The sequence below is a fragment of the Bacillus sp. EB V-12 genome (assembly GCF_056158125.1).
Genome location: NZ_JBUXJL010000016.1, coordinates 1 through 13,332, shown reverse-complemented (window position 1 = coordinate 13,332; position 13,332 = coordinate 1). Strand labels below are relative to the sequence as shown.

Below are 13,332 nucleotides of genomic sequence, written 5' to 3'. Positions count from 1 at the left end.
TAGTAATATATTTAATTTTAATTCATAATACATGAATCGCTTCTTATAATAGCACTTTGTACTTGCGCCCTTAATTAAATACACAACTTTATTTACCCTATATATTTTTATCCATTGTACACAGCTTCATATAGGATTGTTAAAAAAGAAATTCCGTATAGCGTAATATGATGCATGTGGTAATGATTTCCTTAAATGAATAGTACGGCTGTATGCCTTGTTGTATTTGCTGCTGCACTTGTGATTCTTGTTGAATAGCTTGAATTGCACTTTTCCCCCCACTATAAGTAATACCCGCCTTACTATATGGACGCATTCTAACTCGGGTATCAAAATATGAATAAAACATTATTATTCAACTCACTTCCATATAGGTAAGTGCAAAGTATGTTATTCATATTAATTTCAGTGTATGTTAAAACCTCCCCCCTTAGCCTTTATTCAAATGACGTTTTTGTTAAAATTTATCTTTCTTATCGATATAAAGGACTCCTGGAATATAAGAGTGTATTAAAAAACTAATCCTTTAATACACTCTTATTTACAAACAAGTTAGTTGTGATTTATTATCTAATCTAAAATTTTACAAGTCTCTATTTTTATTATTTACGAAAATGAGTTTAGTACAAACAGCTTTGTAGATTTGATTAGCTTATGAATAACGCTTTTCATTACTTACCTAAGACATGTAACATTTCGGTTTGAAATGTAAGATATACCCAATTCAAACACCTATTATAATCACTCATACATACAAGTGTTAACAACATAAACTTTACATCTTATGAACCAATCATAGTACCCGATTTTATAATAAATAACTTGTAAATAGCACTACATATTCCTCTTTTATTTAATTTTAGGAGCCCTTTCGTTTTATAGAATATAAAACATTCTTATCAACTCCTGGGTTTATTGTAGTAAATAATTATTCATCCCATATAATAATTACTTACTATATTATTAACATGGTTACCTTACAAAAATGTAAGATTCATTTCGTTGACACTCGTATATATAAGCGCCTATACTAGTTACGCAATGTTGGTAAATATATATATAGTCTCTATTTTTAAGCGTGGGACTGCGGATTCTTTTTGAAATAATAGATTCGTTTAATTAGATATTCCCCATCTGTACTATGGTAATGCCACTTATATTAGTTCTGGTACTAAGAAACTAACATGCTTAAAAAAGGTGTGTGATAAGTATGTAAAAAGAATATATATTCATATGGAAACATTATCAGCCAGATGGGTCTAACTCCATATACCAAAACATATATTTCAAACAATCGTAAGTTGTAATTTTAAAATGAAAAAATCCAGTTTTTTAGCTATGCCATAAAGTATACTTTTCGACATAGTGTATAACTTTTTAATAAATAAGAGTAATCCTTCCATTTTAGGGATTTAGACAAAAATACCTAGGTAACGTTTTATGTTGTCCAATACAAATTAGGAGGAATATATATCATGTTCCAAGAGAAAAAAATAAAAGGAAGACCAGTTTATCACTTAAAATACTTGGGTGAGACAGTAGCAATCTGTTCACGGAATGCTTGGAAACGTTGGGAAGTCAAAGGCATTGCTATCGATGTTTACATATCCGCAAAAACAAAGTATCAATCGATTAATATATTTGAGTATAAGTATGAATTGTTTTTAAGGGGTATGAACTATGATAACTAAATTTATAGCGTCAATTGCAAGGATCCCGCGTTACTTGGCGCATTCAATAAATTGAAAGAGCAATGTTTTATAAGCATACTACTCACATTGCACAATCAATCATTCGAATAATCTTATTAAACAGGATTTTAGACATATCAAACGGTGTTATTTCAAATTCGTAGGATTTCAAAGTCTTCGCTATACTTAACACATCTTGAAAGGAATCGAAACCATTCATGCCCTATACCCTATATAAACAAAAACGAAGTTTGCACAATCAAACTTCGTTTTTTCGACGTACAATCAATTACAGAAACTATTCAACGTTTCATAGACCCTATCTACTCAATTAGGATCTTTTTTTAAACTCCCCTTTCTCTTCAATTTCCCCTCTCCTTATCTAAAATAATGTTTCCTTTCATTTATCAGCACTCCATGCCCGTCAACTGAAGAACCTCATAACATGCTAAAACAAAAAGAACCATAACCCTGCCGTATTAGCAAAGTTATGGTTCAAATCGCACCAATAAATTTTATTTATCTTTAGGTGGTGTATAGTTACCTTCTGACCATACCCCTAATTCATAACTATCATCTATTCCATAAATTTTCTTTGCTTTAATTTTAATATAATATGTTATTCCTTCTTTTACTTTATAATAAATATTACGTGAGTTTACAATATTTCTATCAGAAGTTACTAAGGTGTTTCCATTTTCATCCAACAATGTTAAGTCATAAGCATTCTTAGATTTCCACCATAAATGGAAATTAGCAATATTCGTTCTCTTTGGTACTAATTTGAATATATCTACACCTTCTAAATCATTTTCATCTAAAGTCCCTAAAACCATACCGTCTAAACCAATATCATCAGCAGTTTTCAAAGTATTATTTGGTTCCCACTCTTTATAATAAGTTACTGAAAAATCAGTTGCAGCTGATGTTCTTTCTCCTAATACAAATGATGAGGATAGTAGAATTGTCGTTGAAAGCATACTCATTCCTATTTTTTTTAACATAAACTCATCCCCCTTATTATTTCTCATATACAGGTTTGTATTCAACTGAAATAATCTCTTTTTGTGGGATTCCACCACCATCTTTTAGGTTATTGATCTTATATTGCCATTTATGAACTACATTCCAACCTTTAATCTTTTTATCTTTAGCATCTAAATATATCTGATTTCTGACCCAAAGAATAGCATCTGTTGTCCAAACTACTGCAGCACCTGGTAGGGTTTTATTAGCGATTTTTTTGACCGCAGCACTAATTGCAGCGTGTGAAAGTCCTACACCAGTTACAAATTGAACACCTCCTGCTGAAGAAAGATCTTCTACATCAATATAACTTTTATCTTCATGAATCACACAAGGATTATATGTTTTACCAATATATGAATCTTTTGGATAAGGATTTTTACATTCTTTTGCCGCAGCTTTAACTGTCCCTACCCTCCCGATTACTGGAAATACTAATACCGAAGAAAATACAACCAATCCTATTTTTTTATAAATTGACATAAAATACATCCCCTTTCCATATTTATTCCAATTGTACACCTTTAATTATAATATCGTAATATTAAATATATATTTATCAATTTTAAACTGAATATTCAGACCACTAAAACAAATCTTTATCTCCACTGTTTGTCCATAACCACCTGGTCCAAGATATACACTAACTAAATGATTTGACATTTTAAAATACAAATTCGTTGAAAATAAGTGAAAGGAAAAACTAAGTTTTTAAAGCCACGTTTAGACTATTATTAATTTTACCAAAAGAAAATTCCTGGAATACAAGGTAGCCCGGTTCATGATGCGCTCACTTTGATTTTGATTAATCGTGATGATATTTTTACGTACTATCAATCCGCAGTGACAGTTAATGTACTTGATAATGTACGAGGACAAAGTATAGGAGATTTTATATCTACTTTTGAACCAGAAACATTCGATAATCGTTCAAAACATAGGATTGCAATACAAATGAATTATGAACAGTTTTTGACTGTAATGACTGGTTAACTATTTCAGTAAAAAACCTTATAAATAGTGGGATCCCCACATCGCTATCAAGCTAAGAAAATACAACTGCCCCTGAACAAGATTTTGTCCTAACTTGTAATAGAAAAGCTTTTTTTCTTTTTGGAGTCGATTTGTTTTTTTAGTTGAGGCGCGTGTATGGTGACCCCTAATAATAAAAATGCAGATGTGCTGAATTAGTTATCAGTACATCTACTTTACCAATTTCTTGAACTCCCCCACCTTCATCTTGTTTAGAAATGAGGGGTTCCTAAGTAAAGAGTTCTATCGAACTCTAATTTATTAGGTTAACTCCGCAGTCCTTGCGGTTAGAGGCCTGATCTCTTCATTCTTTAGATTGATCCTTCCGTTAATATCCCTATCATGATGTGTATGAAAAGAAGAGCAGTCTTATTTACGTAGGTTTAAATTCTTAATGTCTTTGTTTTGATATCCACAACAAGAACATAATTGGCTGGAAGCAAATGTTTTCGATACAACAATGACTTGTTTGCCATACCATTTTGCTTTATATTCCAACATGGTTCGAAACTGTGACCATGATACCTCACTAATTGCTTTAGCTAACTTATGATTCTTTGACATATTCGATACTAGTTCATCTTTTAAATATTGCTGTGGCTTTATAAAAAAGATTGATAATTTGTAATAAAATTCGATAATTTTAAAAAAGTTTGATGAAAATAGTTTAATTGCGATATATGTTCCTATTTTATTTTGTCTAGACTATGAAAAAATTGTACTTTTCCAGATCAAAAGTACAAACGTAAGCGTCAAATGTTCCCCGCCAACAATTTGTAAATACCCCATGAGATAATCTCCTTATATAATACGTGTGGAGTTTTTTTATGAAAAGACACCTATTAATCTTTTGTAACAAAACAGATTTTTGACTGTTTTAATTTTATCAATTTATGTTTGAATATTTAAATAATAAATTTTTATACTTTTTATGTATAAATTTTTTCATTCTTTATTCAAATATCAATTGTAAAATTGTTACAATTTTGTGAACAGTGAATTATTATGCGAAAAATGAGAAATTTGTATTTTTTTGTCTATAATTACATATTGAACTCTTGATATATCGAATATACAATTTGAATTGATAAGAGGGAACTCAACAAAAATATTGAAGGGGATGTTTAATATGAGAAAAATGAAAAGAATTAAAGGGTTAGCTTTAGCTTGTGCAATCGGTTTAAGTTCATTTAGTTTTATTGGCGTAACAAGCGCTAGTGCAGCAGAAAACACTAATTTCACATCAAATAAAACAGCTAAGGCTAAGGGTCTTGCAGTCTGTAACGCACAATATGAAAATACAAAAGTACGAACTGAAGCAAGTACGAGTTCAAAAACAGCGTATTATGTTGGTAATGGAACTAGATTTACTGGTGAATGGGTAAAAGGACAAACTGTCAATGGAACTAATCAATGGTTAAAATTTTACAACTCAAACTGGAAAACCCATTTATACGTTTCAAAATCAGTATGTAACTAAGTACAAAATATAAGAAAAGGCACTTCATCAAGTTCCCCCAATAATTTTTTGGGGGTCTTCGTATATGCTTTAAATGGAAGTAGGATCAACTTGTTTATTGACCAAAAAATAAAAATATGGTATGTTTATTGTAGATTATATATATATTGAATGCATATCCAATATATATTAAGTATAGCACTTAACTGAATTGCATAAACTAAAAAAGACGAGATGCTGGAACATCCCGTCTCATAACTGCTACTGTCAAGGTGGTTGTTATTATGCATTATCTTTTTTTAGACCCACGCTTGAGCTTCCTACGGCGAAGAGTGGGTTTTTTGCTGTCCTTTTTTTGCAGCTGCTTTCTTAATACGTATGCTGAAAGCTCACGCACAACTGCTCTTGCAATTTCTTTTAAAAGTTCAAACAAAAATTCCATGTTATATCACCCCCTTTCCTTCCGAATGGAAAGAAGGGATAATAACAAACCCACCTTCACACGATATACAGTTATACTTCAATTTTACCATACTTCTCCACTCTATAATAGAAGATTTGTCCAATATCAGTCTGTTCATAATCTTTTTGTTTAGGAATTCTATAAGACCATAGTTTACTATAATCTAAATATGTAAACTATGTTCTGGTATTCTTCATAATTAACCTTAGGTTTATACGCTATTTTTTGAGAATATTAATTTCAAATAAAGCTTCTATGCTTTTTGATGTATTCCGCGATGTATGTCTGTCCAAACTCTCTAGAATACTCATAGGTCCTACCAAGTTCCAAGTGAAATCTTTGTATTTATAATTCTTGTATCATTACCTCTCATTACTTTTTATATTTTTCCCCTTTTAATAAAAAGCGCTTAAAATTACCCATCGTCTTCTCCTCTATTTTCCAAATCATATATATAAACCCTTTTTTTGTAATTACAGTTAATTTTTTTGAGACGGTCCCGAAAATCGACTTCTCAAATTCGTTTGTAAACGACATTATTATTATAAGTAGTGCAATTAGACCTGATAGTTCATAAAGTTCTTAAAATAAAAATTAGACCCCTTAGAACGTTTTTTGTTTTTTGGGGGTCTATTATCCCGGAAATTTCTATTCTTCTATGTCTTCTTCTACTTCTGCGGTTAAAATGTCTTCAGCAAACTTCTTATAGCCGTTATACCCTTTCTTCTCGGCCTTTTTCTTTATTGCTTCTAATACCTTTTCATCAAGGTATAGACTTAAATGCTGCTTTTTTTCTTTCGACTCCTCTTTTGATCTATTTTCAATTCTTTCTTTGAAAATTTCCAAATCGGATTTTAAGTACAATCGTTCAGTAGATTTCCCTTTAGCAATCTCTTTAAAGGGCAATACCCCATCTTTAGCTGCATTATGAACGTATGTCTTGGATTTGTTAAGAAATTCAGCAGCTTCTTTTAATGTTAAAGAGTCTTTGTATAATTCCTCTAACTTCTTTACATCTTCTTGCTCAAAGCGATATCCGCCATCTGCTTTCCAGGTATTTAGATTTATAGGTTCGATGTGCTTATATTTAATTAAATAGCCTAATTGATTTTTTGTTAAACCTACTCTATCGCATACCTCTTCTAAAGATAAATAGTCCATATCTCACCTCATCCGAAACTTTCATTCTAGCTGTTGTTTAAATTTTCTTAGTTGATACTTTGTTAAACCTGTTTCTTTTACTACATCTTTGATTGAGTACTCCTTATACTGCAGATACTTGAATGGATTTTCCATATAACGTTCTCGTGCCTTATTAAATGTACTCTTTTTCGATAAAGAATTCAATTGCTCTCCTTTCTCACGGATGGAATCGAAAATGGGACAACCTTTACAATGTTTGTAGTTTCTTTGTTTTGCCTGCTCTTGCTCGTCTGTACAATTCATTGATAGGTTGTTCAGAGGGCAAGTTGAACAATGAGTATATTCTAAATTATAGATTTCATGTAAAATTTTCCGACGAAGATGGGTCAAAAAAATCTCCTCCTACCGAATTTGGATTGAAATGTACAAAAAAAAAAATTAAACATTTACATTATGCATCATCTAGACAGAAACGTTAAATATTAAGGTAATAATATATATTTAAACATTTCATTTCATACCACAATAAATAATACATTTATTGTGGTATAATTAGAATTATAAAAATTTATATAAAAATATTTGTTTTATATTTCATTCTATTAAAGGTTGTGTTTATATTTGAATATTATAAATTACGAACATAATAACCAAATTGTAAAATCAAAATCAGATTTTTTTGATAGCAGTCATTTTGAAAAAATTATGGGTTTGGGTATCCGTAATATTGACTACTCCCAATTAAGTGAAGAATCATTAGTTTATTTATTTTTACACGATGAGCCTTCTTTAACGAAAAAAAGAAGTGAGCGAACAAAACAACAGTATCTGCATGATCTTTCTCATTTTCTTCGTTACATAAAAGAAACAATCGGAACCATCCAGGAGTTATCCCATAATGATATGGAAATCTACTTCTATGAATTAAGTAAGAAATATGCGGCCACTACATTACGTAAAAAGAAAACAGTAGTTCAGCAGTTTTTAAAATATGTGCATGATAACAACGGACTCTCAGACAACTTTAGTAGTCGCCTTAAAAAAGTATCCGTAAAAAAAGAAGAGCTAGCCAATCGTGACCTTTATCCAGAAGAAGTTACCCAGATATTAGATGAACTGAAAAAATCCAACTATTTTGTTTACACTGCATTTTTTCTGTTAACTACAACAGGACTACGAATCGAAGAAATCGCAACTGCAAAATGGGCAGATTTGGTCTTTCATTCATCTTTAAGTGCCTATCTACTTCGTGTTGTTGGTAAAGGAAATAAAAGTAGGGAAGTTCGCATCTTTGAAGATACATTAGATGCTTTATGCCATGTTCGAAGTTTACGTAAACAAACAATAGAACTAGATGCATCGAGTACCTCCGCTTTTCTCCCTAAAGCTGATGGATCAAATTATCGAGCGGACTATCTCTCTTCTCTTATGGCAAAAAAAATAGAAGAAATAAATTTAGATTTTCTGCGTTACCGACAGGATAGAATCACTCCTCACACTTGTAGGCATTTCATGGCTAACTACTTAATGGAAAAGGGTATTGAACTAAAAAAAATAAGGGACTATTTAGGGCATGAATCTATCGTGACTACAGAACGCTATTTAAGAGAACGTACAAGGCGTCAAAACTTGGCCACAATAGATATAGGAAATTCATTATTTTAGTAAGTATATATAATAGGAAGAAACTCGATTAATCTATCGTTTTCTTCCTATTTTTCTGCTCATAGAACGCTAAATATTTCTCTTTCATCACAACATTTTAACTAATTATTACAAGTTAATTTAATTAATGAATTATTATTAGTCATTGGAACACAATTTACTTTTTCTGTTTTAAACTAACGTTATAAATCAGAAAGGAGAAGGTGATGATATGTCCCATCTAAGCAAACGACTTGCTGAATTGCGAAAAAAACAAGGATATACCCAATCCGATATATCACATCGCCTAAACATCGCTCGTACTACTTATGCAAATTGGGAATATGGGAAAGCTGATCCTGATGCAGATTCGATAATGCGGATTGCAGAGCTACACAATATCACTATAGATGAATTGTTTGGGAGAAATAATCCTCTAGAGAGTAAATTAGAATCCATTAAAGTAGCATTATCAGATCTACCTGCTGAAAAGCAACAAGAAGCGCTAGATGTTCTTATCGATTATACATATTTCATTAAGAAGCACTTTAGTAAATGATATTTATAGTACTTAAATAATGACATTTCTAATATAAGGTAGAAAAATCAAGTTTGAAAACCACGAAAAGGTATGTGTTTGGATCATACAGCCATACCTTTTTTATATTTGTGAATACTACACTACACTTTACATTACAATTTAAGTACAAAGGATTGTTAAAGCTGAAGAAATCGGTAACAACTAATGTCTTATTTAATGCATCAAACTTATGATGTTAACAATCTTATATAGTATAATTCCATCTTTATAATGACAGAGATTAATTTCTTCCCTTCTCTGCATAGTACATATTACATTTGATTTTGTATGTTTTGGAAAAATAAATAGCAATACACTGTATTATCTTTACAAAGAAGAATATTCGTTCTGATTATATTCCTACTCAACCTATATAATCAAGTCATTTTACGAAAATATGTTCGTTTTTTCAAAGGGATTAGGTATTTTTCTTGAATTTATATTTAATTATAGGAAAAAATGGATACTTATGTGCTAAAATGAATGTGATATGAAATATTGCTAGTATATTTGCCATTGTAAAAGTCGTGTTAGTAGAATCATGTTGGTTTAAGTCAAAGAAAAAGACATCTATATAGATGTCTTTTTCTTTGTAATGTACTAAGAAGAATGTTCTTATTTAACTAATTGCTGCTGGATTTCTTTAATTAAAAGTTCAGCCCCTTCTGGACTAAGAACAATTTTACCATGTGCCAATGATATATTTTTTTTTGAAATATCACCAGTTATTGCACAAGCATCATAAGTTTTGTATTTCTGTAAAATGATTTTTTCATCTTCTACAAATATTTCTATAGGATCTTTTTCTGCAATTCCTAACGTTCTTCTTAACTCTTTCGGAAGAACAATTCGCCCTAATTCATCTATTTTTCGTGTAACACCTGTTGATTTCATGTTTATACCACCTTATATTTTTTCTATCTAATAATTACATATGAACAAGCATATTTAATGATTTTTTTGGTATCCTCTGCATGCAATACTACAATTATATCTCTAAATTCCTTTTTCGTCTTTTATCTTGTTTTCTCTTTCTTTAGAATTTAGCGTAAGTCATTATTTTTTCAGCTTACTTTGGACGCGTTATAATCCGTGATATAACGTGTTTTCTGCCTATACGTATATATTCCTTTTTATAATTAAATTGTTAGAGATTCTATAGAAATGCTATTATATATCTATGAATAAGTTATTTCCGGTTTATTAAGTAAAGGAGCGATTACTGTTGAAAATGACAAAAGGAGATGCAATACTTCGCTTACTGACAGAAATTAAATTTGAACTGAGAGAAACAAAAGAAGCTATTGAAAAACTAGATGAGAGAATAGCTAAAATAGAAAAGCAAACACTTCCAACAAATACATCTAAACCTGATCTAAATACTCGAAAAGAAAAAGATTGGAAATATCCTTCTAAGATGAAATGAATCAGAGGGATATTTTTCTTTTAGAATATATGGAAACAAGTAGAACATAAAGAATAGGTACATTTAATTTTAAATTAATATATATAGATATAATTTATGTGATGAATACATTTTAATTTCTTACTAGGTCTTTTTCTATGCATACTATTAATTGCATCTTGTGTACACACACGTTATAATAGTCACCAAATTACATATAACGAGGTGCAAAAAATGAATAAGACAGAATTAACAAAAGTAGTAGCAGAAAGAGCAGTACTTACACAAAAAGATGCAGCTGTAGCAACACAAGGTGTATTAGATACAATAACAAATGCGCTAGCAAATGGAGAAAAAGTACAGATTCTTGGTTTTGGTACATTTGAAGTACGTGAAAGATCTGCACGTACAGGACGTAACCCACAAACAGGTGAAGAAATGCAAATCGCAGCTTCAAAAGTACCTGCTTTTAAAGCTGGAAAAGAATTAAAAGCAGCAGTGAAATAATTATACATACTGAAACAGGATCTAATATGTAAATATCGGATCCTTTTTTTATTTAGTGGATTCTAAATTATCTCATTAATCATTATTTATTATTCATCATTTCACGACAAGTTGTGTTATAGATGATATCAGAAACTTCTATTCTTTTTTGTGTTTTATATAAATAGATATATTTATTAATATATCTATATCTTGACTTAAACGTAACACTTGCTGATGTCTAAATCCATATTTCTCTACAAGTTTTATTAAATCCGCTTTCTTTTCTTCAATTAATTCCTGTAATTTTCTCATCTCCATATCTATTAAATCTCCTTTTTTACGATTTAGCAGTTAAATTATAGTATAGATATAAAAACAAAGAAACTGGAAATTTTGGTAATAGAAAGAAAATAATACAGTTGTGTCTATAATATGAATAAAGTTAAATGTAATAATAAAATATTTTTAAATTATCGATGATACTGTTATCATGGTATTAATCAAGAAGCATCCAACATATTTTTATTAATCACTATATTTTCTCTAGAACTATATTAAAATAAAAAAAGACACTATTATAGAGTGTCTTTTCTTTATGGGGTACCACCATATGTCTATCAACCTAACAGTGCAGATTCCTCCAAAAATGATAAAAATGAACTTCATTGCTATAAAAGATTTTTATTTTTCGTTTTGGAGGTATTTGTATTCTTAGCTTGCTGGTGATGTTGCTATACCCCAATATGAGCAATCATCATAGCAAAAATTGTAATAGCTTTCAATTGAGTTGTATTCATATTGGAAAAAGGTCTTTAATTGATAGTTCCTCTAAATTTATTTGGTCCAGTAAATTCAAGATAATAGTTAGAAGACTTATCAACTGACACAGTAACTGTACCATCTTTACCTGCTGATATTTCGTATGAACCTATTGTATTATCAAAAATAAGGTCCTTTCGCTTGAGTTTAAATTTCAATGAAATGTTATCATTATTTCTTATCTTAATTGTAAATGAACTTTTTCCTGTGAATAAGTAATTTGTGTATAAGGTAGCACCGTTTGAGCTTCCTTCAATACCATATCCACCTTGCGTAGAAAGATTCCAAATCAAATCTGGTTTTGATGTACCATAAAGTACAATTTCGTTTGGAACTCCTACGCCTGGTCTTACATCATTTACACCTACATTTTTTTGTGCTTCATAGAGTACTGCATTTTTAAATTCATTAGAATCTAGTCCTTGCGATTCTAATTCAGCAGCGCTGACATTAACGCTAAATCCACTAGTTACAACAGCTGCAGCTAAAGCTAGTGAAGCTAATTTAGTGAACATTTTACTCATAAATATCGCTCCTTAGTTATAATTATTTAACTTTCAATATAAGAGACTTTTTATTACAAATAGCGTTAATTAATTAACGCTTGTCTTCAAAATAGCCTGTCCATGTTTTATTCGGTTCTTGATATACCTTTTTCAAGTACCATGTGATACCATATTCTTTGATTGTGTTTGGTACCGAAGCTTTAGAAAAATACCCTGGTTTTAACATCCAAAGAGTTCCCGCTGCCGCTGCTCTAGTAACCTTTTCTTGCTTCGGACTTTCAGTGTTAGGTGTTGCAGCCATCGCTCCACCTGCACCAGATAACATAATACCAGTCGCTAATGCTCCAACTACTAATTTCTTAAACATACAAATTCCTCCTCAAATATTTTTATATCTTACACAACAAACTTAACACATTTTACAAATAATGTTAGTTTAATAAACTTGATAAAATAATATTCAATTATTCAGAAATTAAAACATCAAACATTAAAGGGGTCTCGCCACACATCCATCAACTTAAGGGATATTTTCAAACAAAATGTGGTTTTTTTTATATAATTTTTTATTATCTTTTATAGATTTTATAAAAGTAGGCATATCAAATAAACCCTGACGGGTTTCAATTTTTTACTATGTTACCCGAGGATTAGAAGTGCTATACTCATAAACAACACCCAAAATATCAAAGACTGTCTTTTTCTCGTACCGATGAGATTTTCGTCCGTTGTGCTGTAGGAGGTTTTGTTTTAAATACGACTGTTTCGAACTCTTTTCTATATATTTTAGTCGGTAACTTAAGACGGGATAAATAATACCCCTGCTTGCCTTGAATAGACTTAAAGTCTTGTAGACAAAAATATCCTAAGTCACGGATATACAGCTCATTCTTTTGTATCATGTCTGTCCGAGTCGCACCATACGCCTGATCACTTCGTTTTCCTGGTTCAATTTTCACATCAGAAAACTCTCCACTCAACAAGTCATACTCTAGTTGAATTTTCACACCAGCTTTATGACTACATCCTCCGGCACCAGGATACATAGCTGCGAATCGATCTGGAACTTGAAAGA

Annotated in this window: 15 protein-coding genes and 4 pseudogenes; 7 read left to right on the top strand and 12 right to left on the bottom strand. The window is 30.7% G+C overall.

What is annotated here, in order from left to right; genetic code table 11:
- Positions 1-107 precede the first annotated feature (107 nt).
- A pseudogene (locus ACZDYH_RS27425) lies at positions 108-349 on the bottom strand (DUF3947 family protein).
- Between the two features lie 1,126 nt (positions 350-1,475).
- Between ACZDYH_RS27425 and ACZDYH_RS27420 the strand changes: the two are divergent.
- The gene (locus tag ACZDYH_RS27420) at positions 1,476-1,691 is read left to right on the top strand and encodes a hypothetical protein (protein ID WP_474887616.1); all 216 of its coding nucleotides are present in this window, start codon (positions 1,476-1,478) and stop codon (positions 1,689-1,691) included.
- A gap of 515 nt (positions 1,692-2,206) precedes the next feature.
- Here the strand turns inward: ACZDYH_RS27420 and ACZDYH_RS27415 are convergent.
- Positions 2,207-2,695 (bottom strand): hypothetical protein, encoded by a 489-nt coding sequence (locus tag ACZDYH_RS27415; protein ID WP_474887614.1) that lies wholly within the window; start codon positions 2,693-2,695, stop codon positions 2,207-2,209.
- Positions 2,696-2,711: 16 nt separating this feature from the next.
- Positions 2,712-3,200 carry a hypothetical protein gene (locus ACZDYH_RS27410; RefSeq protein WP_474887612.1) on the bottom strand — a complete coding sequence of 163 codons (489 nt, stop codon included), beginning with the start codon at positions 3,198-3,200 and terminating at the stop codon, positions 2,712-2,714.
- 210 nt (positions 3,201-3,410) lie between these two features.
- Here ACZDYH_RS27410 and ACZDYH_RS27405 point away from each other — a divergent pair.
- Positions 3,411-3,710: pseudogene (locus ACZDYH_RS27405) on the top strand (nucleoside hydrolase); the annotation flags it as partial.
- A gap of 300 nt (positions 3,711-4,010) precedes the next feature.
- Here ACZDYH_RS27405 and ACZDYH_RS27400 read toward each other — a convergent pair.
- A pseudogene (locus tag ACZDYH_RS27400) lies at positions 4,011-4,454 on the bottom strand (zinc ribbon domain-containing protein); the annotation flags it as partial.
- Between the two features lie 424 nt (positions 4,455-4,878).
- On the opposite strand from ACZDYH_RS27400, the gene ACZDYH_RS27395 reads away from it, so the two are divergent.
- The gene (locus ACZDYH_RS27395; RefSeq protein WP_474887679.1) at positions 4,879-5,229 is read left to right on the top strand and encodes an SH3 domain-containing protein; all 351 of its coding nucleotides are present in this window, start codon (positions 4,879-4,881) and stop codon (positions 5,227-5,229) included.
- A 268-nt stretch (positions 5,230-5,497) separates the two neighbouring features.
- On the opposite strand, the gene ACZDYH_RS27390 is transcribed toward ACZDYH_RS27395, so the two are convergent.
- The 3 genes from ACZDYH_RS27390 to ACZDYH_RS27380 form a co-directional block, all read right to left on the bottom strand.
- Positions 5,498-5,650 (bottom strand): hypothetical protein, encoded by a 153-nt coding sequence (locus ACZDYH_RS27390; protein WP_000394772.1) that lies wholly within the window; start codon positions 5,648-5,650, stop codon positions 5,498-5,500.
- Between the two features lie 669 nt (positions 5,651-6,319).
- Positions 6,320-6,832, bottom strand: coding sequence for a helix-turn-helix domain-containing protein (locus ACZDYH_RS27385; RefSeq protein ID WP_474887610.1), 513 nt, complete (start codon positions 6,830-6,832; stop codon positions 6,320-6,322).
- A 21-nt stretch (positions 6,833-6,853) separates the two neighbouring features.
- Positions 6,854-7,204 carry a transposase gene (locus ACZDYH_RS27380; protein WP_474887608.1) on the bottom strand — a complete coding sequence of 117 codons (351 nt, stop codon included), beginning with the start codon at positions 7,202-7,204 and terminating at the stop codon, positions 6,854-6,856.
- 231 nt (positions 7,205-7,435) lie between these two features.
- Between ACZDYH_RS27380 and ACZDYH_RS27375 the strand changes: the two genes are divergently transcribed.
- Both ACZDYH_RS27375 and ACZDYH_RS27370 read left to right on the top strand, forming a co-directional pair.
- Entirely contained in the window at positions 7,436-8,479 is a 1,044-nt protein-coding gene (locus tag ACZDYH_RS27375; RefSeq protein ID WP_474887606.1) for a tyrosine-type recombinase/integrase, read from the top strand.
- A 211-nt stretch (positions 8,480-8,690) separates the two neighbouring features.
- Complete coding sequence (locus ACZDYH_RS27370) at positions 8,691-9,017, top strand: helix-turn-helix transcriptional regulator (protein WP_474887604.1); 327 nt, start codon at positions 8,691-8,693, stop codon at positions 9,015-9,017.
- Positions 9,018-9,653: 636 nt separating this feature from the next.
- Here ACZDYH_RS27370 and ACZDYH_RS27365 read toward each other — a convergent pair.
- Positions 9,654-9,932 (bottom strand): AbrB/MazE/SpoVT family DNA-binding domain-containing protein, encoded by a 279-nt coding sequence (locus tag ACZDYH_RS27365; protein WP_474887602.1) that lies wholly within the window; start codon positions 9,930-9,932, stop codon positions 9,654-9,656.
- Between the two features lie 337 nt (positions 9,933-10,269).
- On the opposite strand from ACZDYH_RS27365, the gene ACZDYH_RS27360 reads away from it, so the two are divergent.
- The gene (locus ACZDYH_RS27360; protein WP_474887677.1) at positions 10,270-10,464 is read left to right on the top strand and encodes a hypothetical protein; all 195 of its coding nucleotides are present in this window, start codon (positions 10,270-10,272) and stop codon (positions 10,462-10,464) included.
- A gap of 213 nt (positions 10,465-10,677) precedes the next feature.
- Positions 10,678-10,950, top strand: a complete 273-nt coding sequence (locus ACZDYH_RS27355) for an HU family DNA-binding protein (RefSeq protein ID WP_474887600.1) — start codon at positions 10,678-10,680, stop codon at positions 10,948-10,950.
- Positions 10,951-11,088: 138 nt separating this feature from the next.
- Here the strand turns inward: ACZDYH_RS27355 and ACZDYH_RS27350 are convergent, their stop codons facing one another.
- From ACZDYH_RS27350 to ACZDYH_RS27335, 4 genes and pseudogenes are all read right to left on the bottom strand, one after another.
- Positions 11,089-11,250 (bottom strand): Spo0E family sporulation regulatory protein-aspartic acid phosphatase, encoded by a 162-nt coding sequence (locus tag ACZDYH_RS27350; RefSeq protein WP_474887598.1) that lies wholly within the window; start codon positions 11,248-11,250, stop codon positions 11,089-11,091.
- A 494-nt stretch (positions 11,251-11,744) separates the two neighbouring features.
- Positions 11,745-12,275 (bottom strand): hypothetical protein, encoded by a 531-nt coding sequence (locus tag ACZDYH_RS27345; protein WP_474887596.1) that lies wholly within the window; start codon positions 12,273-12,275, stop codon positions 11,745-11,747.
- 73 nt (positions 12,276-12,348) lie between these two features.
- On the bottom strand, positions 12,349-12,624 hold the full coding sequence (locus ACZDYH_RS27340; protein ID WP_474887594.1) for an LCI fold-containing protein: 276 nt from the start codon (positions 12,622-12,624) through the stop codon (positions 12,349-12,351).
- A 373-nt stretch (positions 12,625-12,997) separates the two neighbouring features.
- Positions 12,998-13,332, bottom strand: a pseudogene (locus ACZDYH_RS27335) (transposase); the annotation flags it as partial.

Excerpts from the sequence above, each read along its gene's own strand:
- ACZDYH_RS27350 (WP_474887598.1), bottom strand. The coding sequence starts at position 11,250 with ATGGAGATGAGAAAATTACAGGAATTAATTGAAGAAAAGAAAGCGGAT.
- ACZDYH_RS27410 (WP_474887612.1), bottom strand. The coding sequence starts at position 3,200 with ATGTCAATTTATAAAAAAATAGGATTGGTTGTATTTTCTTCGGTATTA.
- ACZDYH_RS27370 (WP_474887604.1), top strand. The coding sequence starts at position 8,691 with ATGTCCCATCTAAGCAAACGACTTGCTGAATTGCGAAAAAAACAAGGA.
- ACZDYH_RS27390 (WP_000394772.1), bottom strand. The coding sequence starts at position 5,650 with ATGGAATTTTTGTTTGAACTTTTAAAAGAAATTGCAAGAGCAGTTGTG.
- ACZDYH_RS27340 (WP_474887594.1), bottom strand. The coding sequence starts at position 12,624 with ATGTTTAAGAAATTAGTAGTTGGAGCATTAGCGACTGGTATTATGTTA.
- ACZDYH_RS27385 (WP_474887610.1), bottom strand. The coding sequence starts at position 6,832 with ATGGACTATTTATCTTTAGAAGAGGTATGCGATAGAGTAGGTTTAACA.
- ACZDYH_RS27355 (WP_474887600.1), top strand. The coding sequence starts at position 10,678 with ATGAATAAGACAGAATTAACAAAAGTAGTAGCAGAAAGAGCAGTACTT.
- ACZDYH_RS27365 (WP_474887602.1), bottom strand. The coding sequence starts at position 9,932 with ATGAAATCAACAGGTGTTACACGAAAAATAGATGAATTAGGGCGAATT.
- ACZDYH_RS27395 (WP_474887679.1), top strand. The coding sequence starts at position 4,879 with ATGAGAAAAATGAAAAGAATTAAAGGGTTAGCTTTAGCTTGTGCAATC.
- ACZDYH_RS27360 (WP_474887677.1), top strand. The coding sequence starts at position 10,270 with ATGACAAAAGGAGATGCAATACTTCGCTTACTGACAGAAATTAAATTT.
- ACZDYH_RS27345 (WP_474887596.1), bottom strand. The coding sequence starts at position 12,275 with ATGAGTAAAATGTTCACTAAATTAGCTTCACTAGCTTTAGCTGCAGCT.
- ACZDYH_RS27420 (WP_474887616.1), top strand. The coding sequence starts at position 1,476 with ATGTTCCAAGAGAAAAAAATAAAAGGAAGACCAGTTTATCACTTAAAA.
- ACZDYH_RS27415 (WP_474887614.1), bottom strand. The coding sequence starts at position 2,695 with ATGTTAAAAAAAATAGGAATGAGTATGCTTTCAACGACAATTCTACTA.